The following is a 20,803-nucleotide window of genomic DNA, read 5'->3' as shown; positions in this document are numbered from 1 at the left end:
GATGGGGAGCCTGAGCCGCAAACTAGGCAACATTTTCCAGCTCGGCCTGAAGGAGCTGCGCAGCCTTTATCGTGACCCCGCCATGCTCGTGCTCATCCTGTATTCGTTCACCCTGGCCATCTATCAAGGCGCGACCGCGGTTCCAGAAACCCCCCACCGCGCAAGCATCGCCGTCGTCGACGAAGATCGGTCGCAGGCGTCGCTGCGCATCATCAATGCGTTCCAGCTGCCTTATTTCATCGAACCCACCGCCATCAACCTGCAGCAGATGGACGGCGGAATGGACGCAGGCCTCTATACCTTCACCCTGAACATTCCGCCGCGCTTTCAGGAAGACCTGCTGGCGGGCCGCCAGCCGACCATCCAACTGAACGTCGATGCCACCCAGGTCAGCCAGGCGTTTACTGGCGCAGCCCACATCCAGCAGATCATTTCCAGCGAGACAGCCGAGTTCCTCAAGCGCTACCGCTCAGCAGATGCGCTCCCCGTCGAAGCCGTCGTGCGCATGGCCTTCAACCCCAATCTGAGTCGAGCCTGGTTCGGTGCGGTGAACGAGGTGATCAACCAGATCACCATGCTGGCAATCATCCTGACCGGGGCCGCCCTGATTCGGGAACGTGAGCACGGGACTATCGAGCACCTTCTGGTGATGCCAGTGACGCCGTTCGAGATCATGGTCGGAAAGGTCTGGGCTATGGGGCTGGTGGTGCTGTCGGCCGCTGCGTTAGCCCTGCGCTTTGTCGTTGAAGGTTGGCTCGACATACCCATCCAGGGTTCGCTGCTGCTGTTTACGGGTGGCGCCGCCCTGCACCTTTTCGCTGCCACCTCGATGGGGATCTTCTTCGGCACGGTGGCGCGTTCGATGCCGCAGCTGGGGCTGCTGGTCATCCTCACGCTTATACCGCTGCAGATCCTTTCCGGCGGTGTGACCCCGCGCGAGAGCATGCCGGAGCTGGTTCAGAACATCATGCTGGTGGCGCCTACCACGCACTTCGTCGAACTGGCTCAGGCCGTCCTGTTTCGTGGCGCTGGCGCCACGGTCGTGTGGCCGCAACTAGTGGCCTTGCTGGTAATCGGCACAGTATTTTTCCTTGGGGCGCTGTCTCGGCTGCGCCAATCATTGCGCTAGCAATCGCGAGAAGTGCCTGAGCGCCTCACCCTGGCGGATGGTCGACAGGGCCGGCAGCGCCAATCGCTTGGCAAGCGGCCTCTGCTTCGAGCTGACGATCAAACGCCGAGCGAATGGCGGCAATTCGCGCAACCATTCGCCGGCTGGCGATACGCACAGCCGGATCATCGCTGGCCATGAGTTCCAAGGAAAACGCTGTAAGCGCCTCGGTCAACTGAGCTACGCAATGCGAGGAGGTACTAAGCAGCTCAGCGAGTTGGGGATTTCGGCTAGGCATTCCATTGCTACCGGTGATAATGGCGAGGCGATACTACTCGATAGCACCGCGCTGATCTTGTGCCCTTCGTCAGAGATTTTAAGTCCTGCTAAACAAGTGAAACGCTCTAGGCCATTGTTTTGGCCACCGCAGCTGGACAAACTTCGCGGGTGCCTTAACACCTCACGCCAGCGTTGGGAATTTTTATATTTTCGGCGGGTCTATGCTGCCGACATGCCAAGAGCCTTCAGCTCTATTAGCGCGCCAAGGAAGCCCTATCATCATGCGCATTCTCGTAACCGGCGGAGCCGGATTCATCGGCTCTGCTCTGATCCGTCATCTTATCCAAGACACCGAGCACAACGTCCTCAACCTCGACAAGCTGACCTATGCCGGCAATCTCGAGTCGTTGGCCGAGGTCGAAAGCAGCGATCGCTATCAGTTTCTCCAGGCCGACATCGCTGACCGCGAGCGCGTGAGCGAAGCGCTGCTGGAGTTTCAGCCTGATGCCATCATGCATCTGGCCGCCGAATCCCATGTCGATCGCTCGATCGACGGGCCGGCCGAATTCATTCAGACCAACATCGTAGGCACCTACCAGCTGCTGGAAGCGACTCGCTCGTACTGGCAGTCGCTGCCGACCGAGCGCCGGGAGGCGTTCCGCTTCCACCATATTTCCACTGATGAGGTGTACGGCGATCTGCATGGTGTCGATGACCTGTTCACCGAAACCACGCCTTACGCGCCCAGCTCTCCCTACTCGGCGAGCAAAGCCTCATCGGATCATCTGGTCCGTGCCTGGCAGCGCACCTATGGCCTGCCGGTACTGATCACCAACTGCTCGAACAACTATGGGCCGTACCACTTCCCTGAGAAGCTGATCCCCCTGGTGATCCTGAACGCGCTGGATGGTAAACCGCTGCCCGTCTACGGCAACGGTACCCAGGTGCGGGACTGGCTGTTCGTAGAGGACCACGCGCGCGCGCTGTTCAAGGTGGTCAGCGAAGGCAAGGTCGGCGAGACCTATAACATCGGCGGGCACAACGAGCAGAAGAACATCGACGTAGTGCGCGGCATCTGCGCGTTGCTCGAAGAGCTGGCGCCGCAAAAGCCTGCTGGTGTAGAGCGCTTCGAGGACCTGATCACCTTCGTCAAGGACCGTCCAGGCCACGACCTGCGTTACGCCATCGACGCCAGCAAGATCGAGCGCGAACTCGGCTGGGTCCCGCAGGAAACCTTCGAGACCGGCCTGCGCAAGACCGTTCAGTGGTATCTAAACAATCTGGAGTGGTGCCGTCGCGTTCAGGACGGCAGCTATCAACGTGAGCGCCTAGGCGCGCTGGAGCAAAACGCATGAAAGGAATCATTCTTGCCGGGGGCTCCGGCACCCGCTTGCACCCCATCACCCTTGGCGTATCCAAGCAGCTTCTGCCGATCTACGACAAGCCGATGGCCTACTACCCGATCTCGGTGCTGATGCTGGCCGGGATTCGCGACATCCTGCTGATCTCCACGCCGCAGGATCTGCCGCAGTACAGGAACCTGCTTGGAGACGGCAGCCAGTTCGGCGTGAACTTCTCCTACGCCGAACAGCCGTCCCCGGACGGCCTGGCCCAGGCCTTCCTGATTGGCGAAGACTTCATCGGCGACGACTCGGTGTGCCTGATCCTCGGCGACAACATCTTTCATGGCCAGCATTTTTCAGAAATGCTCCAACGTGCCTCGGCGCAAGAGAAAGGCGCTACCGTCTTCGGCTACTGGGTCAAGGATCCGGAGCGCTTCGGCGTGATCGATTTCGACGAAACAGGCAAGGCACTGTCGATCGAAGAGAAACCGGCCAAGCCGAAATCCAGCTATGCCGTCACCGGTCTCTATTTCTACGACAACGATGTGATCGAGATTGCCAAGTCGATCAAGCCGTCGCCTCGTGGCGAGCTGGAAATCACTGACGTCAACAACGCTTACCTCAAGCGCGGCGACCTGAACGTCCAGCGCTTTGGCCGCGGCTTCGCCTGGCTCGATACCGGCACCCACGACAGCCTGCTCGAGGCCTCGCAGTACGTACAGACCATCGAGCACCGCCAGGGGCTTAAAGTCGCATGCCTGGAAGAGATCGCCTATCAGCACAAGTGGATCGACCGCGAGCAGTTGCTGCGCCGCGCTGAAGCTCTTGGCAAGACCGGCTACGGCCAGTACCTGTTCAAGTTGGCCGGTGAAGACGCATGAAAGTCATCGCGACCGATATCCCTGACGTGCTGATCATCGAGCCGAAGGTATTCGGCGATGAGCGCGGCTTTTTCTACGAAAGCTTCAACGCCGCGGCCTTCGAAGCCGCGACGGGGGTCAAGCGCAGCTTCGTACAGGACAATCACTCCAAATCCCAGCGCGGCGTGCTGCGCGGGCTGCACTATCAGATCCAGCAACCCCAGGGGAAGTTGGTGCGGGTGGTCGCCGGTGAAGTGTTCGACGTCGCCGTCGACCTTCGCCGCAGCTCGGCAACGTTCGGACGCTGGGTCGGCGTGCACCTGAGCGCGCAAAACCAGCGCCAGTTGTGGATTCCGGAAGGCTTCGCGCACGGTTTCGTGGTGCTTAGCGAGAGCGCCGAGTTCCTCTACAAGACCACCGATTACTATGCCCCGGAGCATGAGCGATCATTACTCTGGAATGATCCGCAGATCGGCATTGAATGGCCATTCGAAGAGCTACCGCAGCTGTCGCAGAAAGATATTGCAGGCAAGATCCTCAGTGAAGCGGAGCTGTTTGCATGAAAATCCTCATCACCGGCAGCACGGGGCAATTGTCTCGCGAGCTGCAACTAGCGCTTGCCGGTGAAGGGAAAGTGCTCGCGCTGGGACACAAGGTGCTGGATCTCGCCGAGCCGGGCCAGATTCGCCAGCAGGTCCGCCTGCTGCGCCCCGACCTGATCATCAATGCGGCCGCATATACGGCGGTCGACGTGGCGCAGGGTGAACGTGACCGGGCTTTCGCGGTGAACGCCATTGGCCCGGGCGTGCTGGCGGAAGAAGCGGCGTTACTCGGTGTGCCGCTGATTCACTATTCCACTGATTACGTATTCAACGGTCGCAAAGCCGAGCCTTACGGCGAGGATGACCAGCCCGCGCCATTGAGCGTGTACGGGGAGAGCAAGCTGGCCGGCGAGCAGGCGATACAGGCTGTCGGTGGCGAGCATCTGGTGCTGCGCACCAGCTGGGTCTACTCCACGCACGGCCATAACTTCCTGTTGACCATGCAGCGCCTGCTGCAGGAACGCGATTCGTTATCAGTGGTTGAGGATGAAATAGGCGCTCCAACCTGGGCCGGCACACTTGCAATGGTGACTGCCGACATGGTCCGCAAATGGCGCGGTGGCAACGGCGGCCCCAGTGGCTTGTATCACCTGACGGCCAGCGGCGAAACGTCATGGTACGGCTTTGCCAGTGCTATCGCCGAGCACCTGCAGCGTCAGGGTTTGTTGCGGGCCAAGATCGAGCCAATCCGGTCCGCCGATTACCCTACCGCTGCCCAGCGCCCCCTCAACTCGCGCCTCAGTTGTGCCCGCTTGCAGCGCGACTGGCAGGTCGAACTGCCTGCCTGGGAAGCCGCACTGAAACAATGTCTGGGCAATTCTGGCGATGTTCGGATGGATCGCAGCGCGTAATCACCCGAGCCTCCGTCTCGATCAAATGCCTTGCTGATCGAAGCCGAAAAACGCCGTGATCAAGCCGCGGCGAGATGCGATGAAGGTCGAACGTGCATAATGACGCCCGAATCACAGGCGCATCCGCATGACATCTCCCGAATCTCCACGGCGTCCTCGCTGGCGTAATCTCGCACTTCTCACGCTGATGCTGGCGCCGCTGCTATGGCCGCTGCAACAGCTGGCCGAACGTTATTACAGCAACGAGCTGGTCGAGCAGAACCGACAGACGCTTGATCTTTACGTGGCTAACCTTCTTGGTTCGCTGCGCCGTTATGAAGTGCTGCCACGCATCCTCGGTGATCTGCCGACCTTGCGCGCGGCGCTGCGCCAACCCGACAACGCTTCAGCCAAGGACCAGGCCAACCGTCTGCTGGATCAACTGCGCAAGGAAACCGGGGCCGACGTGATCTATCTGATGGCGCCGGATGGCAACACGCTGGCGGCTTCCAACTGGAACGAGGAAGACAGCTTTGTCAGCCGGAATTTCGCCTTCCGCCCCTACTTCCGTGAAGCCATGGCCGGCAATCTGGGCCGCTTTTTCGGCCTTGGAACCACGTCTGGCAAGCGCGGCTATTACTTCGGTGCCGCAGTTCGCGACGGCGACTCGGTGCTCGGCGTGCTGGTGGTCAAGGTCGACCTGGACCACACCGAGACGCTATGGGGCAACACGCCCGAGCAACTCATGGTGACTGACAACTTTGGGGTGGTGATCCTCACGTCGAGACCCGAATGGCGGTTTCGCGCAAGCCGGGCGCTGGACATCGAGGAGCGGGAGCAGATCGCTCAGGAGCGCCCTTACCCGACGATAAAACCGCAGGACCTGACGCTGGACATCAACGCCTGGTTGATCCAGAGCCGGGAACTCAAGGAGACCGGCTGGACGGTGCGCATCCTGGCGCCGATCAATCTCGTCGAGCGCCCTGTTCAGACGGTCGTCGCCATCGGCGCAGCTACCCTTGCCGCCCTTTTGCTGCTGCTGGGCTTGCTCATGCAGCGCCGTCGCCACTATCTGGAGCGAATCGCCCTGGATGCCAAGGCGAGGCAGCAGTTGGAGCGTCGCGTGCAGGAGCGGACCCAGGACCTCGAAGCGCTGAACAGCCGCCTCAAGCAAGAAGTACTCGAACGCGAGCAGGCACAGCAGGAACTGGTACGCGCCCAGGATGAGTTGCTGCAAGCGGGCAAGCTGTCGGCGTTGGGCACCATGTCGGCCAGCATCAGCCATGAGCTCAATCAGCCGCTGGGTGCGATTCGCAGTTACGCGGACAACGCAGGCGTCCTGCTCGACCAGCAGCGCAACGATGAGGCACGCGACAACCTCAGGCTGATCAGCGAGCTGACGGCACGTATGGCCTCGATCATCGCTCACCTGCGCGCATTCGCCCGGCGCGATCGTCATGCGCCGGAGCGGGTCGCCCTGCAACCGGCGCTGGACGACGCCCTGGCCCTGCTGGCCAAGCGCCGACAGGCAATGGGAGTCGAGCTGATTCGCGACCTTCCCGACGCGACGCTATGGGTGCAGGCAGGTGAAACGCGCTTACGGCAGATCCTCTCCAACCTCCTGGCCAACGCCCTCGACGCGCTCAACGAGCGCGCACCCACCAGGCGTATCTGGCTGCGCGCCGAACGCCAGGGCGACGGTGTGCTGCTGACCCTTCGCGACAATGGCCCGGGCTTTTCCCCCGCCGCGCTGGAGCGCGCCCGAGAGCCCTTCTTCACGACCAAGACCAGTGCTCAGGGGCTAGGCCTCGGTCTGGCCATTTGCGATACGCTGACGCGCGCACTTGGCGGCGAGCTGACGATAGCCAATCATCCCGACGGAGGTGCGCAACTCAGTCTCTACCTGCGATCTGCCGACCCCGGCATCGCCTTTCCGCGTGAGGACTAACATGACCAGCCAGATCGACCCGCAGTTTCAGGTAGTCCTGGTCGATGACGATCCGCACCTGCGCAAGGCGCTGAGCCAGACGCTTGATCTTGCCGGGCTCAAGGTCCTGAGTCTTGGCGATGCGCGCGGCCTGGCTGCGATGTTGCCGGTGGACTGGCCAGGCGTCGTTGTCAGCGACATTCGCATGCCCGGCCTGGATGGCCTGGAGTTGCAGCAACAGCTGCAGGCCCTCGACCGTGATCTTCCGGTCCTGCTGATTACTGGTCATGGCGATATCCAATTGGCAGTGCAGGCGATGCGGGCCGGCGCCTATGACTTCCTCGAAAAACCTTTTCCCAGCGAAGCGCTGCTCGACGGTGTGCGCCGAGCACTGGCGCTGCGGCAGCTGGTACTCGACAACCGCAGCCTTCGCCTGGCCCTGGCCGATCGCCAACAGCTGTCGACGCGCCTGCTTGGCCAGTCGCCCGCCATGCAGCGCCTGCGTGAGCAGATCGGTGCGCTTGCTGGAACCCACGCCGACGTGCTGATCCTCGGAGAAACCGGCGCAGGCAAGGAAGTGGTCGCGCGCGCGCTGCACGATCTATCCAGCCGACGTGGCGGACCATTCGTGGCGATCAACGCCGGCGCACTGGCCGAGTCGGTGGTCGAAAGCGAACTGTTCGGCCATGAGGCCGGAGCCTTTACCGGCGCGCAGAAGCGACGCATCGGCAAGTTTGAATTCGCTAACGGCGGCACCTTGTTTCTCGATGAGATCGAGAGCATGAGCCTGGATGTGCAGGTCAAACTACTGCGCATGCTGCAAGAGCGCGTGGTCGAGCGGCTTGGCGGCAACCAGTCTATTGCCCTGAACATCCGCGTGATTGCAGCTACCAAGGAAGATCTGCGTCATGCTGCTGACCAGGGGCGATTCCGTGCCGACCTCTACTATCGGCTGAACGTGGCACCACTGCGCATCCCGCCACTTCGCGAACGCAGTGAGGACTTGCTGTTCCTGTTCCAGCATTTCGCTGAAACCGCTGCCAATCGCCATGCCCTGCCAATTCGAGAATTGCGCCCTGAGCAGCGTGCCCAGCTGCTGCGCCATGCCTGGCCGGGGAACGTCCGGGAATTGCAGAACACCGCGGAGCGTTTTGCGTTGGGCCTGGAGCTGGGCCTCGATGACTCAGCATCCACCTCCGACGGTATGGCGGTCGCACCCGGGGGAGGCCTCAACGAACAGGTCGATGCTTACGAGCGCGCCCTGATCGCCGCCGAACTGGCGCGCCCGCATGGCTCGTTGCGCAGTGTCGCAGAAGCCCTCGGTCTGCCACGCAAAACCCTGCATGACAAATTGCGCAAGCACGGCTTGATGTTCAGTGATGCTGGCGGAAGCTCGCCGGATGAAAGCGAATAGCTGGCGGATTTCCGCCACGAAAATGAGGCCTGGTTCTCACTTTTTGCCGCTGCGGCTTTTAGCCACATCACTGCAACAATCCTCGGGCTAGCTAACTCGCGCGTAGCAGGCCAATTGGCGTCTACGTAAAACCGCAGGCTAGACGCTCCCGCTGAGAAATATTCGGCAGCATTCTGCCATTACACCGGTAAACTCCCGCGCAACGGAAGCAGGTCTGTGCGTGATGGCACAGCACTTGCTCCCGCTAACCCCATGAGTTGGCAGGATGGATCAACAGCTGGCGTCGCGACTTTTCTTCGATGACGCCTAGACTTGTTCTGCTGGCTACAGCCGAGCGACTGCTCAGATGCAGTGGCTCAATTCACAACAAGAGGAAAACAACAATGTTCAAACTGACCGCCACGGCGCTTGCCTGCGCTCTGTCCCTGGGTATCGCAGGCTTGGCCCAGGCTGCCGATCCAATCCTGATCAAGTTCTCCCACGTGGTTGCTGACAACACGCCGAAAGGCCAAGGCGCCAACCTGTTCAAGAAGCTGGTGGAAGAGCGTCTCGCTGGCAAGGTCCAAGTTCAGGTCTACCCGAACTCCTCCCTGTTTGGCGACGGCAAGGAAATGGAAGCGCTGCTGCTGGGCGATGTGCAGCTGATCGCACCTTCGCTGGCCAAGTTCGAGCACTACTCCAAGGGCGTACAGGTATTCGACCTGCCGTTCCTGTTTGACGATATCGCGGCAGTTGACCGCTTCCAGCAGAGCGAAGCCGGCCAGAGCCTGCTGAGCTCGATGGAAGACAAGAACATCACCGGCCTGGGCTACTGGCACAACGGTATGAAGCAACTGTCCGCCAACAAGGAACTGCGTGAGCCGAAAGACGCACGCGGTCTGAAGTTCCGCGTACAGGCATCGGCCGTACTGGACGAGCAGTTCAAGGCACTGCGTGCCAACCCGCGCAAGATGAGCTTCGCCGAGGTCTACCAAGGCCTGCAGACCGGCGTAGTCAACGGTGCCGAGAATCCCTACTCGAACATCTACTCGCAGAAGATGCACGAAGTGCAGAAGCACATCACCGAGTCCGACCACGGTCTGCTCGACTACATGCTGATCACCAACACCAAGTTCTGGAAAGGCCTGCCTGACGACGTTCGTGGCGAGCTGGAAAAGATCGTGGATGAGGTCACTGTCGAGGTGAACAAGCAGGCCGACGAGCTGAACCAGAAGGCCAAAGCTGACATCCTGGCAGCTGGCACCACTGAAATTCTTGTACTGACGCCGGAAGAGCGTGCCAAGTGGCGCGAAGCCATGAAGCCGGTCTGGCAGAAGTTCGAGAGCGAAATCGGTGCTGACCTGATCAAGGCTGCTGAAGCGTCCAACGCTCAGTAAGTACTGACGGGAAGTGAGCGGGCTTTGCCCGCTCACTTCTTTCAGGCAAAGGCAGTACCGACAGCGCAGCGAAAAACAAAACGACCTCGCGAACCAGGGTAGCCGAACAGGCACCTTTCGCCTTGTCCAGAACAAGCCTTTTCACTGCTCTGTCATCCGGTTACCAGACCGGTTCATGGCGCACGCTCCGTACGCCCATCGAAACAATCCAATCCATCGGGAGATGTCATCCATGAACGCCCTCTGGCGCGTCTGGGACCATTTCGAGGAAGGCTTTATCGCCTTTCTACTGGCCGCCATGACGCTCGTAACCTTCGTCTATGTGGTTCTGAACAACCTCTACACCGTTTTCTACAGCCTGGCGGACAGCTTTCCAGCGGCTGAAGAGTTTTTCTTCTCCGTGGGTGATGCCGTCATCGGCATGGCTCAGTCAATGACCTGGAGCACTGCGCTGACCAAGGCGCTGTTTGCCTGGCTGATTTTCTCGGGCCTAGCGTATGGCGTACGTACAGCTGGCCATATCGGTGTCGATGCGCTGGTCAAGCTGGCGCCAAGACACATCCAACGCGTCATCGGCATCATCGCCTGCCTCTTCTGCCTTGGGTACTCGGCGCTGTTGACCGTTGCCAGCTTCGAATGGATCCAGGCGCTGCTCACCGCCAACATCGGTGCTGAAGACCTCGGTCACTTCGGCGTCAAGCAATGGCACATCGGCATGATCGTACCGATCGGCTTTGCCATGGTGTTCATTCGTTTCGCAGAGATTTTCGTGCGCATCCTGCGCAACGAGCAGGCCGGACTTGGACTGGCTGACGAAGCCGCCGAAGCCGCCAAGCTCGGTGATGAGGAGCCGAAGTAATGACTATCCTGTTCCTCTTCCTGGCGCTTTTCGCGCTGATGTTCATCGGCGTGCCGGTGGCCATTTCGCTTGGTCTTGCCGGATCTCTGACGATCTTCTTCTTCAGTCCCGACTCGGTTCGCTCGCTGGCGATCAAGCTGTTCGAGACCTCCGAGCACTACACGCTGCTGGCGATCCCCTTCTTCCTGCTCGCTGGCGCCTTCATGACTACCGGCGGCGTGGCCAAGCGTCTGATCGACTTTGCCAACGCTACGGTAGGTCACATCCGTGGCGGCCTCGCGATCGGCGCGGTCATGGCGTGCATGCTGTTCGCCGCCCTCTCCGGCTCTTCACCGGCTACCGTGGCGGCCGTTGGCTCCATCGCCATTGCCGGCATGGTCCGCTCCGGTTACCCGCAGGCCTTTGGCGCAGGTATCGTCTGTAATGCCGGTACTCTGGGCATTCTGATACCGCCTTCCATCGTCATGGTGGTCTACGCCGCCGCCACCGAAACATCGGTCGGCAAGCTGTTCATGGCCGGTGTTGTGCCGGGCTTGATGCTGGGCGTTGGCTTGATGGTGGCGATCTATATCGTCGCGGTGAAAAAGAACCTCCCGGCGATGCCGCGCGCGAGCTTCCGCGAGTGGCTGTCCTCGGCCCGTAAGGCGCTGTGGGGCCTGCTACTGATGGTGATCATCCTGGGCGGCATCTACTCGGGCATGTTCACACCCACCGAGGCAGCAGCCGTAGCGGCGGTGTATTCGGCATTCATCGCGCTGTTCGTCTACAAGGACATCACGATTCGCGACTGCCCGAAGGTGCTCTTGGAGTCGGGCAAGCTGACCATCATGCTGATGTTCATCATTGCCAACGCCATGCTCTTCGCCCATGTGCTGACGACCGAACAGATCCCTCAGCAGATTACGGCCATGGTGCTCGAAGCCGGACTACAGCCCTGGATGTTCTTGCTGGTGGTCAACATCGTGCTGCTGGTAGCCGGTGCCTTCATGGAGCCGTCAGCCATCATCCTGATCCTGGCGCCGATTCTGTTCCCGATCGCGGTGCAGCTGGGTATCGATCCAATTCACCTGGGCATCATCATGGTGGTGAACATGGAGATCGGACTGATCACACCGCCGGTGGGGCTAAACCTGTTCGTCGCTTCAGCTGTGACCAAGATGCCGGTGACCGACGTGATCCGCGCGGTCATGCCGTGGTTGGCGCTGATGCTGGTGTTCCTGGCGCTGATCACCTATGTGCCGATGATTTCCCTCGGGTTGCCGAATCTGTTGGGCATGTAACGGCACCGAGTATTCGCTTCCCTTTTAGCCCGGCCATCGTGCCGGGCTTTTTTATGCGCTCAATTCAAAGCGCCAGGACATCGGCAGGACGTCGGCGGAACCAGCCCGTCAGAGATAGCCGTTCGGTCCGGGTGACCAATACCTCATGGGGGAAATCACCGGACAGAAATACCAGTAGATCACCCGACAGCGGCGGGACATCCAGATTCGATCCATCGGCGAAGTGCATTCGCAGTTCCCCACCATCTGCCGGCTGCCAGTCAGGATTCAGATACAGCACCGCGCTAACGCAGCGGCTGTCGTCATCCCGGAAACGATCCAGATGCGTCTGATAGAAGGCGCCCGGTGGATAGAAGGCGAAGTGGCATTCGAATTCTTCCAAGCCAAGAAACAGCTCGCGGTTGAGCGTCCGTCTCAGCTCGTCCATCAGCGCCAGATAGGCGTCGCAGACCTCTGCCTGCCCCGCTTCCAGCCAGTGGATATGGTCGCCGCGAATGCCTTCGCGCACCGCCTGCTCCTCGCCACGACCTACGCTGGCTGGCGCCAACGTACCCTCGGCATGGCGTCTGCGGCACTCGTCGGCCAGCTTATGGGTCACATCACTGGGAAGGAAGGAACTCTGCAACGACCAGCCGCGCGCGGCGAGGTCATCGACGATGGTAGAGAACGGCAAGGAAAAGTGACTCCGATGGGTCAATGACAGCTCCTCGCGGCCTCGGTGGGCCCGCGCGGACACACGGCTGAGTCTAGCAGTAGCGATAGCGCTCCTCGACAAGCCCAGGTCGTGGCGCTGAAAATAAACCGCCCGCCACAGAGGAGCTTCCATGCGCGCCCTTATTGCTTGTGTATTACTCGCTTTCAGCCTGAACACCTGGGCCGACAGCTACGATGAACTTTACGAGGCAGCTGGCTGGAGCGAACAACGCGCCAACTTTTCCGATGCCCTGACCGCCGCCCAACAGCGTTACAAGAGCAGCCTGCCACCGGCGGTTTTCCAGGCCCTGGTCACCAACAGCAACCGCCGCTTCGCGGTCGACGCCATCGACCGGCGCGCCAAGCAGGCATTTCGGAAGAACCTGTCTGATCCCAAACCAGCACTGGCGTTCTTCCAGTCGACACTGGGCCACAAGGTCGTAGCTGCTGAGACCCTGGCAGGTCGCCGTGAACAACTGGCGCGCTACGAAAACGGGCTGCCACGCGTGGAGGCTGGGAGTAATCGCCAATTGCTGATCCGCCATCTGGCGCAGGCCATTCCTGCCTCCGAAGCGGGTGCGGAGGTCAGCCTGGCACTGGCGGGCGTCGCGGCCGACAGCCTCAGCCAGATGATTCCCGGACTACTCGGCGGCGGTCAGGCGCAGGGGATGCTGGATAGCCAGCGGGAGCGCCTGCAGCAGCAGGTGGAGAGCGATCTCGACAACACCCTCTTGTTCATCTATCGCGACTTGTCCGACGCTGAGCTCGAAGAGTTCGTCGAATTCGCTCAATCGAAAGCCGGCAAGGACTATTACCAGGCGGCACTGCAAGCGCTACGCGCCGGCCTTGCGGCTGATGCGCGCGAAAGCGGGACGCAGGCTCAGTATCGTTCAGGCGCGTCGTGGGCTAGCTGAGCCGCTCTCGGAGAAAGTCCAGATATTCGCGGCGTATCGACTCCCGCTCGTTGACCAGATGATGGCGCGCCTCGGGGAGCCGGAGTATTTCGGGCGCCGCGAACTTACGTTGAAGGACTGGCAGATTGTGTTGCCAGTCGACGGTCATGTCCGACTCGCCCTGCACGATCAGTGGGCTATGGGTAGTGGCTGCGGCGCCTTCGACTCTCGGGATCCACCGTGCCAGCGCGCCAACCCAGGCAGTCGGAAGGATGTCCGGCTGCAGCGGATCATTGGACTGGATGAAAGAGAGAAATTCCGGGTCTCCGGAATTCTCGCTGAAGGTCCTGGGAATCTGGGTTACGAAGCGGCGCATCACTTCATAGCTCAAGCGTGACCAGCCCCAGGCGCGCGGCCGAACCAAGGGTGCCAGCAGAACGCTGCGCCCAAGCGCCGGATGCTCGGGCTGATTGAGCAGATAATCCAGCACGATGGCCGCCCCGGTGCTCTGACCCAACAAGTGCCACGGCTGGGGCAACCCCAGCGTCGCAGCCTCTTGCAAAAGACCCTTTAGCACGGCTTGGTACTCATCGAACTCATTGATACTCGCGCGCGGGCCGCTGGACAGGCCATGGCCCGGCAGATCGCAGGCGAGCACTGCGAAGCCCATCTGCAGCCCCCAGTCCACCACGTGCCGGTAGAGCCCCATGTGGTCGTAGTAACCATGCAGGATCAGCAGCGTAGCAACGGGCTGATCCGGCAGCCATGCCTGTGCAACCACCTCATACCCATCCACAGTGAATCGCCCCAAGCGCCGATTCACATGGCGATGCTGAGGTAGATCCAGTCCGTAGTAAGCCTGATAGAAGCGCGCATCCTCAGTGAGGTCGCAGGCATGGATGAAGGGGCTTAGCTGCTCTCGCAGGGTGTCAGGGTGTATTCGCGAAGGCATGAGGGGTTTTTCTGACTTGGTTGGCTTGGGATATACAGCTCTGAGCCGCTACGTGGCAAGCTGGCGCATCTATTGAAGATGCCCACCATGCCCGTACGCAGAAAATATCTGATCGCAGCACTCATCGCATTAATCTGGGGCGGCGCGATGCTGACCGCTTTCTGGTGGTTCGAAGCGCGCTACCTGCGCACCTTCGATGGCGAACGTGCCGAGATCTTCTCAGGCGACAACCTGGCCCTGCCCAGCGCATTGAGCGGGCCTGGGCCGGTTCGCCTGGTGCACTTCTGGGACCCCGCGTGCCCGTGCAACGCAGGCAATCAACAACACCTGGCAGAGCTGCTGAAGCGCTTCGGCAATCGAGGTGTCAGTTTTTACGCGCTGCAAAAGCCTGGAACCCGCGGACAGCTACCAAATCAGCTGTCCGGCTTGCAGGCACTGGAAGCCCTGCCCGGCGCTACCTCTCTGCCAGCCAGCCCGGCGGTGGGTATCTGGGATTCGAGCGGTCGGTTGGTCTATATCGGCCCATACAGCGAAGGCGCTGTGTGCAACTCCAGCAACAGCTTCATCGAACCGATTCTTGAAGCCGTGGTGGCTGGCCGACAGGTCAACGCCACGCACTCGCTGGCGGTGGGGTGCTTCTGCGACTGGGCCGAGCCTACCCCGGCGGAGGGCTGAACGGGCGGCGAGCGCCGCCCGGGGTGCATTAGCTGTGCGCTGAAGGTGGAGTCGCCACTGTTTTCTCTACCGCAGGAGCCCAGCTCTGGTTGGTGTCATCCATGGCCTGGCGCATCGCCCTGACGCGGCGTTTTTCGGCACGACGGCTGATGTACCAGGCGATAAAGGTCGCCAGCGATACCACCAGCAGAATCAGGCTCGCCACCGCATTGATCTCCGGTTTCACACCCAGCCTGACGGCAGAAAAGATCTCCATAGGCAGCGTGGTCGAACCTGGACCTGAGACAAAGCTGGCCAGTACCAGATCATCCAGCGACAGCGCGAAGGAAAGCATGCCGCCTGCAGCCAGCGACGGAGCGATCATCGGCATGGTGATCAGGAAAAACACCTTCCACGGCCTTGCGCCAAGGTCCATCGCCGCTTCCTCGATAGACTGGTCGAGTTCACGCAGGCGCGCCATCACCACCACCGCGACGTAAGCCGAGCAGAAGGTAGTGTGAGCGATCCAGATGGTCGTGATACCCCGCTGCGCCGGCCAACCGATGAGCTGCGCCATGGCGACGAACAGCAGCAACAGCGACAAACCGGTGATGACTTCGGGCATGACCAGTGGCGCCGTTACTAGCCCACCGAACAGGGTACGCCCGCGGAAGTTCGGTATCCGTGTCAGCACGAACGCCGCCATGGTGCCCAGCGCAACGGCGGATACCGCCGTGTAGAGGGCAATCTCCAGGGAGCGCATCACCGCACCCATCAGCTGACTGTTATCCAACAGGCCGGCGTACCACTTCAGCGACCAGCCGCCCCACACCGTCACCAGCCGCGAGGCGTTGAACGAGTAGATAACCAGCAACACCATGGGTAGGTAGATGAACAGCAACCCAAACACCAGGATTACATTGGAGAAACTGTAGCGCTTCATAGCTTGCCCTCCAGTTCCTTGGTTTGGTTACGGTTGAACAAGATGATGGGTATCAACAGGATGACCAGCATCACAACCGCCAGTGCGGAGGCTACAGGCCAGTCGCGATTATTGAAGAACTCCTGCCAGAGCACCTTGCCAATCATCAGCGTTTCCGGCCCGCCGAGCAGCTCGGGAATCACGAACTCGCCTACCACCGGGATGAACACCAGCATGCAGCCGGCGATGATGCCGTTCTTCGACAGTGGCACGGTAATCTTCCAGAACGCGCTGAGGTTGCTGGCGCCAAGATCGGACGCCGCCTCGAGGAGGCTCAGATCGTGTTTCACCAGGTTGGCGTAGAGCGGCAGGATCATGAATGGCAGATAGGAATAGACCACGCCGATGTAGACCGCCAGATCAGTGTTGAGAATCTGCAATGGCGAGTCGATCAATCCCAGGCCCTGCAATAGCCCGTTGAGAATGCCGTTGCTGCTGAGAATGCCCATCCAGGCATAAACGCGGATCAGGATCGCCGTCCAGGTCGGCATCATGATCAACAGCAGGAGCACCGTTTGCAGATCCTTGCGCGCCCGTGCAATGGCATACGCCATGGGATAGCCAACAAGCAGGCACATGATTGTGCTGAAGAAGGCGATCTTCAACGAGCCGGCGTAGGCGGCCCAATACAGATCATCTTCGCTGAGGAAGATGTAGTTCCCGAGATTGATCAGCACCTGCAACTGCTGGTCCGCGTAGGCGAAGATGTCCGTGTAGGGCGGAATCGCCACATCGGCTTCGGAGAAGCTGATCTTCAGCACGATGGCGAATGGCAGCAGGAAGAACAGCATCAGCCATATGAAGGGCACGCCGATGACCAGTCGACGGCCGGTATTCAAGGGCGAGCGCCTCATGCCTGCAGCACCACGCCGCTGTCGTCCCACCAGTAGACGTAAACCTCCTCTTCCCACGTTGGCAGTTTCACATGACGTTCCGCGTTAGCCATGAAGGCCTGGAGCACACCACCGGAGGGGAGTTTGATGTAGTACACCGAATGCCCGCCGAGGTAAGCGATGTCGTGTACTACGCCTTTGGCCCAGTTGTAGCCGGGCCGCTCGAGTTCCGGCAGCTGGGTGCCGATCAGCAGCTTTTCCGGGCGAATGGCATAGGTAATCTGCTTGTCCTGCGCGCGGGTGCTGATGCCATGACCTACGTAGATCGGGTTCTCCAGGCCAGGCGAGGCGATGACGGCATGGTCACCCATATCTTCAATCAGCTCACCGTCGAACAGGTTGACGTTGCCGATGAACTCGCAAACCAGTCGGCTCGCCGGCGTCTCGTAAATATCCATAGGGCTGCCGACCTGGGCAATCCAGCCCAGATGCATGATTGCGATGCGTTCGGCCATGGTCATGGCCTCTTCCTGGTCATGGGTCACCATCACGCAGGTCACACCGACGCGCTCGATGATCTGCACCAGCTCCAGCTGCATCTGCGAGCGCAACTTCTTGTCCAGCGCGCCCATGGGCTCGTCGAGCAACAGCAGCTTCGGCCGCTTGGCCAGCGACCGCGCCAGGGCCACACGCTGACGCTGGCCGCCGGAGAGCTGGTGAGGCTTGCGCTTGGCGTACTGGCTCATCTGCACCAGGCCGAGCATCTCGTTCACACGTGCCTGTACTTCATCCTTAGGCAGGCCGTCCTGCTTGAGGCCGAAGGCGATGTTCTGCTCCACGGTCATGTGCGGGAACAGCGCGTATGACTGGAACATCATGTTGATCGGCCGCTCGTAGGGCGGCATATCGGTGATGTCCTGCCCATCGAGAAAGATACGCCCCTCGGTAGGCCGCTCGAACCCAGCCAGCATACGCAGCAAGGTCGATTTGCCAGAGCCGGAGCCCCCCAGCAGCGCGAAGATCTCGCCCTGGTGGATGCTCAGCGAAACATCATCGACCGCCACCGTTTCGTCGAACTTCTTGGTGACGCGGTCGATCTTCAGCAGCACCTGCTTGCTTTGGCTCTCACCGGTGAGGGCCTTTTTGTAGGCGCTGGAGGCAACGGCCATGCGCGAACTCCCGATTCAAATAAAGGACCCGGACGATGCCGGGGAACGTCAGCGATAGAAGGGACGAGGCGGCATGCAACGACGCCCACCTCATCCGATGAAGCTATTGACCCGACTTGATTTTGGTCCAGCTGCGGGTCATCAGGCGCATGATCTTTTGCGGCAACTCTGCCGACACATACAAACGATCCAGCACGGCCTGAGGCGGATAGATAGAAGGATCATTACGCACCTCTTGATCCATCAACGTGTCGGCCTTGGTGTTGGGGTTTGCATACCCGACATAGTCACTGACCGAGGCGATTACCTGCGGTTCGAGCAGATAGTTGATGAAGGCATGCGCCTCATCGACATTTTGCGAATCGGTCGGGATGGCCAGCATATCGAACCAGAGGTTGCCGCCTTCCTTTGGAATCGAATACGCGATCTCGACGCCCTTCCCAGCCTCGTCGGCGCGCGCAGCGGCCTGGAACACGTCACCGGAGAACCCGGCGGCTATGCAGATATTGCCGTTGGCAAGGTCAGAGACATATTTGGACGAATGGAAATAACGCACATAAGGGCGTATTTCCAGCAGCTTCGCCTCGGCTTTGGCGTAGTCGTCGGGGTCGGTGCTATTAGGGTCCAGGCCAAGGTAATTGAGCGCGGCCGGAATCATTTCGTCAGCCGAGTCGAGGAAGGCAATGCCGCATCCGGCAAGCTTCTTGGCGTTTTCAGGTTCGAACAGCACAGCCCACGAATCGACCTTCTCGATCCCCAGCGCAGCGGTTACCTGCTCGACGTTGTAGCCGATGCCATTGGTGCCCCAGAGGTACGGAGCGGCATAAACGTTGCCCGGATCGTTCTTCTCCAGCTGCTTGAGCAATGCCGGATCCAGATTTTCCCAGTTGGGCAGCTTGCTCTTGTCCAGCTTCTGGAACGCACCGGCGCGGATCTGCTTACCGAGGAAATGATTGGAGGGTACTACCACGTCGTAGCCGGTGCGGCCCGCGAGCAGTTTGCCTTCAAGGGTTTCGTTCGAGTCGAACACGTCGTAGACAGGCTTGATGCCGGTTTCTTTCTGAAACTCTTCCAACGTGGTTTCGCCGATGTAATCGGACCAGTTGTAGATGTGCACCGTGGCAGCCTGAGCGGATGCAGCGCCGCCAACCGCAGCGGCGACGAGAAGCGACTTCAATGTCGAAGGCATGGGAGTGTCCTCTTTGTGCAGGCCGCTCGATCAGCGGGCGAAAGGCGGGCTGTTTATTGGAAAAACCTCTAAAAATCAACTGGCACAATGCAACGAACGGTACGGTCACTGTCCGAGAGGGCCACTACAGACGGATCGCATGTCATCAACTCATGCCCGCACACGGCGCCCTCACGGCCGTGCAAGCCGGCACGAGCAGGCCCCGTAGCGGGACTGTCGAGCCGGCCTGGCACGATCAACGGCCGGATTTGATCTTGGTCCAGCTGCGAGTCATGGTCCGCTGGGTCTTGGAGTCCAGGTCCGGGAAGGTGTAGAGCTTCTGCAGCACCGCCTGGCTCGGGTAGATGCCCGGGTCGGTACGGATCGCTTCATCCACCAGCGGCGTTGCGGCCGCGTTGCCGTTGGGGAACTGCACATAGTCGGTGATGGCAGCCATCACGTCCGGCTTCATCAGATAGTTGAGGAACACGTGGGCGTTCTCGACGTTCTTCGCATCGGCTGGCACCGCCAGCATGTCGAAGAAGGTACCCGCACCTTCCTTGGGAATGTTGTAGCTGACCTTGACCTTGCCGCCGGCTTCCTCAGCGCGCGCCTTGGCCTGGTAGATGTCACCGGAGTAACCGATAGCGACGCAAACGTTGCCGTTGGCCAGATCCGAGATGTATTTCGAAGAATGGAAGTACGCCACGTTCGGGCGAATCTTCATGAACAGCTCTTCGGCCTTTTTCAGCTCGTCGGGCTTGGTGGAGTCCGGCTTGTGTCCGAGGTAATGCAGCGCAGCCGGGAGGATTTCGGTTGGCGAGTCAAGGAAGGAAACGCCGCATGACTTCAGCTTTTCCATGTTTTCAGGCTTGAATACCAGATCCCAGGAATCCACCGGGGCGTCTTCGCCAAGCGCGGCCTTGACCTTCTCTGCGTTGTAGCCGATGCCAATCGTGCCCCACATGTAAGGCACCGCGTACTGGTTGTCCGGGTCGCTGGGCTGCAGCGCCTTGAGCAGATCGTTATCGAGATTCTCCCAGTTCGGCAGCTTGCTCTTGTCGAGCTTCTGGAACACGCCCGCTTTGATCTGCTTGGCCAGGAAGGGGTTCGATGGCACCACGACGTCATAGCCGGAACTGCCGGCGAGCAGCTTGGCTTCCAGCACCTCGTTACTATCGAACACGTCGTAGACGACCTTGATGCCGGTTTCCTTGGTGAAATTGTCCAGGGTGTCTTCGGCGATGTAGTCGGACCAGTTGAATACGTGCAGCACTTTCTCTTGCGCCTGCGCCGCGCCAGCAAACGCGCCGGCCAGCGTCACCGCAAGTAGTGTCTTGGCAAAGGGTTTCATCCGTGCAGCTCCTGTTGTCATCGGTATCGGGGCTCGGAACAGGTCAGAAATAGCGGCGATTTCTGCCTGAATCCTTCATAGCAACTAAGGCTGTGCCGGCATCGACACACCCCTCGGTAGGTCTGGCCAAAGCACGCGCGCAGTCTGGCAAGGTCGACCTCTGTTTTTCAACAACCCAAACGCGTTGAACATCCGTTACTTGCACTCGCGCGTCGGCCGCGAAGGCC

The 20,803-nt window shown here is 60.3% G+C and carries 20 protein-coding genes; 12 read left to right on the top strand and 8 right to left on the bottom strand.

Annotated features, from left to right (window positions below; genetic code table 11):
• Position 1: 1 nt before the first annotated feature.
• On the top strand, positions 2 to 1,129 hold the full coding sequence (locus EA797_RS00625) for an ABC transporter permease (protein ID WP_122163254.1): 1,128 nt from the start codon (positions 2 to 4) through the stop codon (positions 1,127 to 1,129).
• Between the two features lie 25 nt (positions 1,130 to 1,154).
• On the opposite strand, the gene EA797_RS21645 is transcribed toward EA797_RS00625, so the two are convergent.
• Entirely contained in the window at positions 1,155 to 1,406 is a 252-nt protein-coding gene (locus EA797_RS21645; protein ID WP_147456796.1) for a hypothetical protein, read from the bottom strand.
• A gap of 262 nt (positions 1,407 to 1,668) precedes the next feature.
• Between EA797_RS21645 and rfbB the strand changes: the two genes are divergently transcribed.
• The 9 genes from rfbB (at position 1,669) to dctM (ending at position 11,878) form a co-directional block, all read left to right on the top strand.
• Positions 1,669 to 2,742, top strand: a complete 1,074-nt coding sequence (gene rfbB, locus EA797_RS00615; RefSeq protein WP_122163250.1) for a dTDP-glucose 4,6-dehydratase — start codon at positions 1,669 to 1,671, stop codon at positions 2,740 to 2,742.
• Positions 2,739 to 3,611 (top strand): glucose-1-phosphate thymidylyltransferase RfbA, encoded by an 873-nt coding sequence (gene rfbA / locus EA797_RS00610; protein WP_122163248.1) that lies wholly within the window; start codon positions 2,739 to 2,741, stop codon positions 3,609 to 3,611. Before rfbB ends, rfbA begins: the two co-directional genes overlap by 4 nt.
• On the top strand, positions 3,608 to 4,153 hold the full coding sequence (rfbC, locus tag EA797_RS00605; protein ID WP_122163246.1) for a dTDP-4-dehydrorhamnose 3,5-epimerase: 546 nt from the start codon (positions 3,608 to 3,610) through the stop codon (positions 4,151 to 4,153). The genes rfbA and rfbC overlap by 4 nt, the downstream gene beginning before the upstream one ends.
• Complete coding sequence (rfbD, locus tag EA797_RS00600) at positions 4,150 to 5,043, top strand: dTDP-4-dehydrorhamnose reductase (RefSeq protein WP_122163244.1); 894 nt, start codon at positions 4,150 to 4,152, stop codon at positions 5,041 to 5,043. Before rfbC ends, rfbD begins: the two co-directional genes overlap by 4 nt.
• Positions 5,044 to 5,170: 127 nt before the next feature.
• Positions 5,171 to 6,970, top strand: a complete 1,800-nt coding sequence (locus EA797_RS00595; RefSeq protein ID WP_122163242.1) for a sensor histidine kinase — start codon at positions 5,171 to 5,173, stop codon at positions 6,968 to 6,970.
• Position 6,971: 1 nt separating this feature from the next.
• Positions 6,972 to 8,363 (top strand): sigma-54-dependent transcriptional regulator, encoded by a 1,392-nt coding sequence (locus EA797_RS00590; protein WP_122163240.1) that lies wholly within the window; start codon positions 6,972 to 6,974, stop codon positions 8,361 to 8,363.
• A 383-nt stretch (positions 8,364 to 8,746) separates the two neighbouring features.
• Positions 8,747 to 9,739: a C4-dicarboxylate TRAP substrate-binding protein DctP gene (gene dctP / locus EA797_RS00585; RefSeq protein WP_122163238.1), complete on the top strand. Its 993-nt coding sequence runs from the start codon at positions 8,747 to 8,749 to the stop codon at positions 9,737 to 9,739.
• A 232-nt stretch (positions 9,740 to 9,971) separates the two neighbouring features.
• On the top strand, positions 9,972 to 10,598 hold the full coding sequence (locus EA797_RS00580; RefSeq protein WP_122163236.1) for a TRAP transporter small permease: 627 nt from the start codon (positions 9,972 to 9,974) through the stop codon (positions 10,596 to 10,598).
• On the top strand, positions 10,598 to 11,878 hold the full coding sequence (dctM, locus tag EA797_RS00575) for a C4-dicarboxylate TRAP transporter large permease protein DctM (protein WP_122163234.1): 1,281 nt from the start codon (positions 10,598 to 10,600) through the stop codon (positions 11,876 to 11,878). The genes EA797_RS00580 and dctM overlap by 1 nt, the downstream gene beginning before the upstream one ends.
• Positions 11,879 to 11,942: 64 nt before the next feature.
• On the opposite strand, the gene EA797_RS00570 is transcribed toward dctM, so the two are convergent.
• Positions 11,943 to 12,551: a 2OG-Fe(II) oxygenase gene (locus EA797_RS00570; protein ID WP_122163232.1), complete on the bottom strand. Its 609-nt coding sequence runs from the start codon at positions 12,549 to 12,551 to the stop codon at positions 11,943 to 11,945.
• Positions 12,552 to 12,702: 151 nt separating this feature from the next.
• Here EA797_RS00570 and EA797_RS00565 point away from each other — a divergent pair, with 151 nt between their 5' ends.
• Entirely contained in the window at positions 12,703 to 13,485 is a 783-nt protein-coding gene (locus EA797_RS00565; RefSeq protein WP_244214044.1) for a hypothetical protein, read from the top strand.
• On the opposite strand, the gene bipL is transcribed toward EA797_RS00565, so the two are convergent.
• Entirely contained in the window at positions 13,478 to 14,416 is a 939-nt protein-coding gene (bipL, locus tag EA797_RS00560) for a phospholipase BipL (RefSeq protein WP_122163230.1), read from the bottom strand. The genes EA797_RS00565 and bipL overlap by 8 nt on opposite strands.
• Before the next feature lie 87 nt (positions 14,417 to 14,503).
• On the opposite strand from bipL, the gene EA797_RS00555 reads away from it, so the two are divergent.
• Positions 14,504 to 15,091: a DUF6436 domain-containing protein gene (locus EA797_RS00555; RefSeq protein WP_122163228.1), complete on the top strand. Its 588-nt coding sequence runs from the start codon at positions 14,504 to 14,506 to the stop codon at positions 15,089 to 15,091.
• Between the two features lie 28 nt (positions 15,092 to 15,119).
• On the opposite strand, the gene EA797_RS00550 is transcribed toward EA797_RS00555, so the two are convergent.
• The 5 genes from EA797_RS00550 to EA797_RS00530 all read right to left on the bottom strand — a co-directional run bounded on the left by EA797_RS00550 (position 15,120) and on the right by EA797_RS00530 (position 20,576).
• Positions 15,120 to 16,013 carry an ABC transporter permease subunit gene (locus EA797_RS00550; RefSeq protein ID WP_122163226.1) on the bottom strand — a complete coding sequence of 298 codons (894 nt, stop codon included), beginning with the start codon at positions 16,011 to 16,013 and terminating at the stop codon, positions 15,120 to 15,122.
• Positions 16,010 to 16,906: an ABC transporter permease subunit gene (locus EA797_RS00545; RefSeq protein WP_122163224.1), complete on the bottom strand. Its 897-nt coding sequence runs from the start codon at positions 16,904 to 16,906 to the stop codon at positions 16,010 to 16,012. Before EA797_RS00545 ends, EA797_RS00550 begins: the two co-directional genes overlap by 4 nt.
• Positions 16,903 to 18,054, bottom strand: coding sequence for a polyamine ABC transporter ATP-binding protein (potA, locus tag EA797_RS00540; RefSeq protein WP_122163222.1), 1,152 nt, complete (start codon positions 18,052 to 18,054; stop codon positions 16,903 to 16,905). Before potA ends, EA797_RS00545 begins: the two co-directional genes overlap by 4 nt.
• A gap of 103 nt (positions 18,055 to 18,157) precedes the next feature.
• A complete protein-coding gene (locus EA797_RS00535; RefSeq protein ID WP_122163220.1) occupies positions 18,158 to 19,243 on the bottom strand; it encodes a polyamine ABC transporter substrate-binding protein in 1,086 nt (361 codons plus the stop codon).
• 235 nt (positions 19,244 to 19,478) lie between these two features.
• A complete protein-coding gene (locus tag EA797_RS00530) occupies positions 19,479 to 20,576 on the bottom strand; it encodes a polyamine ABC transporter substrate-binding protein (protein WP_122163218.1) in 1,098 nt (365 codons plus the stop codon).
• Positions 20,577 to 20,803: the final 227 nt, after the last annotated feature.

It is taken from the genome of Stutzerimonas zhaodongensis, from assembly GCF_003696365.1.
GTDB lineage: Bacteria > Pseudomonadota > Gammaproteobacteria > Pseudomonadales > Pseudomonadaceae > Stutzerimonas > Stutzerimonas zhaodongensis.
The sequence above is the reverse complement of the archived record's forward strand: the minus strand, read 5'-3'. Positions and strand labels throughout refer to the sequence as shown.

Excerpts from the sequence above, each read along its gene's own strand:
- rfbD (WP_122163244.1), top strand. The coding sequence starts at position 4,150 with ATGAAAATCCTCATCACCGGCAGCACGGGGCAATTGTCTCGCGAGCTG.
- EA797_RS00555 (WP_122163228.1), top strand. The coding sequence starts at position 14,504 with ATGCCCGTACGCAGAAAATATCTGATCGCAGCACTCATCGCATTAATC.
- rfbB (WP_122163250.1), top strand. The coding sequence starts at position 1,669 with ATGCGCATTCTCGTAACCGGCGGAGCCGGATTCATCGGCTCTGCTCTG.
- EA797_RS00595 (WP_122163242.1), top strand. The coding sequence starts at position 5,171 with ATGACATCTCCCGAATCTCCACGGCGTCCTCGCTGGCGTAATCTCGCA.
- EA797_RS00565 (WP_244214044.1), top strand. The coding sequence starts at position 12,703 with ATGCGCGCCCTTATTGCTTGTGTATTACTCGCTTTCAGCCTGAACACC.
- dctM (WP_122163234.1), top strand. The coding sequence starts at position 10,598 with ATGACTATCCTGTTCCTCTTCCTGGCGCTTTTCGCGCTGATGTTCATC.
- EA797_RS00550 (WP_122163226.1), bottom strand. The coding sequence starts at position 16,013 with ATGAAGCGCTACAGTTTCTCCAATGTAATCCTGGTGTTTGGGTTGCTG.
- EA797_RS00530 (WP_122163218.1), bottom strand. The coding sequence starts at position 20,576 with ATGAAACCCTTTGCCAAGACACTACTTGCGGTGACGCTGGCCGGCGCG.
- dctP (WP_122163238.1), top strand. The coding sequence starts at position 8,747 with ATGTTCAAACTGACCGCCACGGCGCTTGCCTGCGCTCTGTCCCTGGGT.
- EA797_RS21645 (WP_147456796.1), bottom strand. The coding sequence starts at position 1,406 with ATGCCTAGCCGAAATCCCCAACTCGCTGAGCTGCTTAGTACCTCCTCG.
- bipL (WP_122163230.1), bottom strand. The coding sequence starts at position 14,416 with ATGCCTTCGCGAATACACCCTGACACCCTGCGAGAGCAGCTAAGCCCC.
- EA797_RS00545 (WP_122163224.1), bottom strand. The coding sequence starts at position 16,906 with ATGAGGCGCTCGCCCTTGAATACCGGCCGTCGACTGGTCATCGGCGTG.
- EA797_RS00535 (WP_122163220.1), bottom strand. The coding sequence starts at position 19,243 with ATGCCTTCGACATTGAAGTCGCTTCTCGTCGCCGCTGCGGTTGGCGGC.
- rfbA (WP_122163248.1), top strand. The coding sequence starts at position 2,739 with ATGAAAGGAATCATTCTTGCCGGGGGCTCCGGCACCCGCTTGCACCCC.
- EA797_RS00590 (WP_122163240.1), top strand. The coding sequence starts at position 6,972 with ATGACCAGCCAGATCGACCCGCAGTTTCAGGTAGTCCTGGTCGATGAC.
- potA (WP_122163222.1), bottom strand. The coding sequence starts at position 18,054 with ATGGCCGTTGCCTCCAGCGCCTACAAAAAGGCCCTCACCGGTGAGAGC.
- EA797_RS00580 (WP_122163236.1), top strand. The coding sequence starts at position 9,972 with ATGAACGCCCTCTGGCGCGTCTGGGACCATTTCGAGGAAGGCTTTATC.
- EA797_RS00625 (WP_122163254.1), top strand. The coding sequence starts at position 2 with ATGGGGAGCCTGAGCCGCAAACTAGGCAACATTTTCCAGCTCGGCCTG.
- rfbC (WP_122163246.1), top strand. The coding sequence starts at position 3,608 with ATGAAAGTCATCGCGACCGATATCCCTGACGTGCTGATCATCGAGCCG.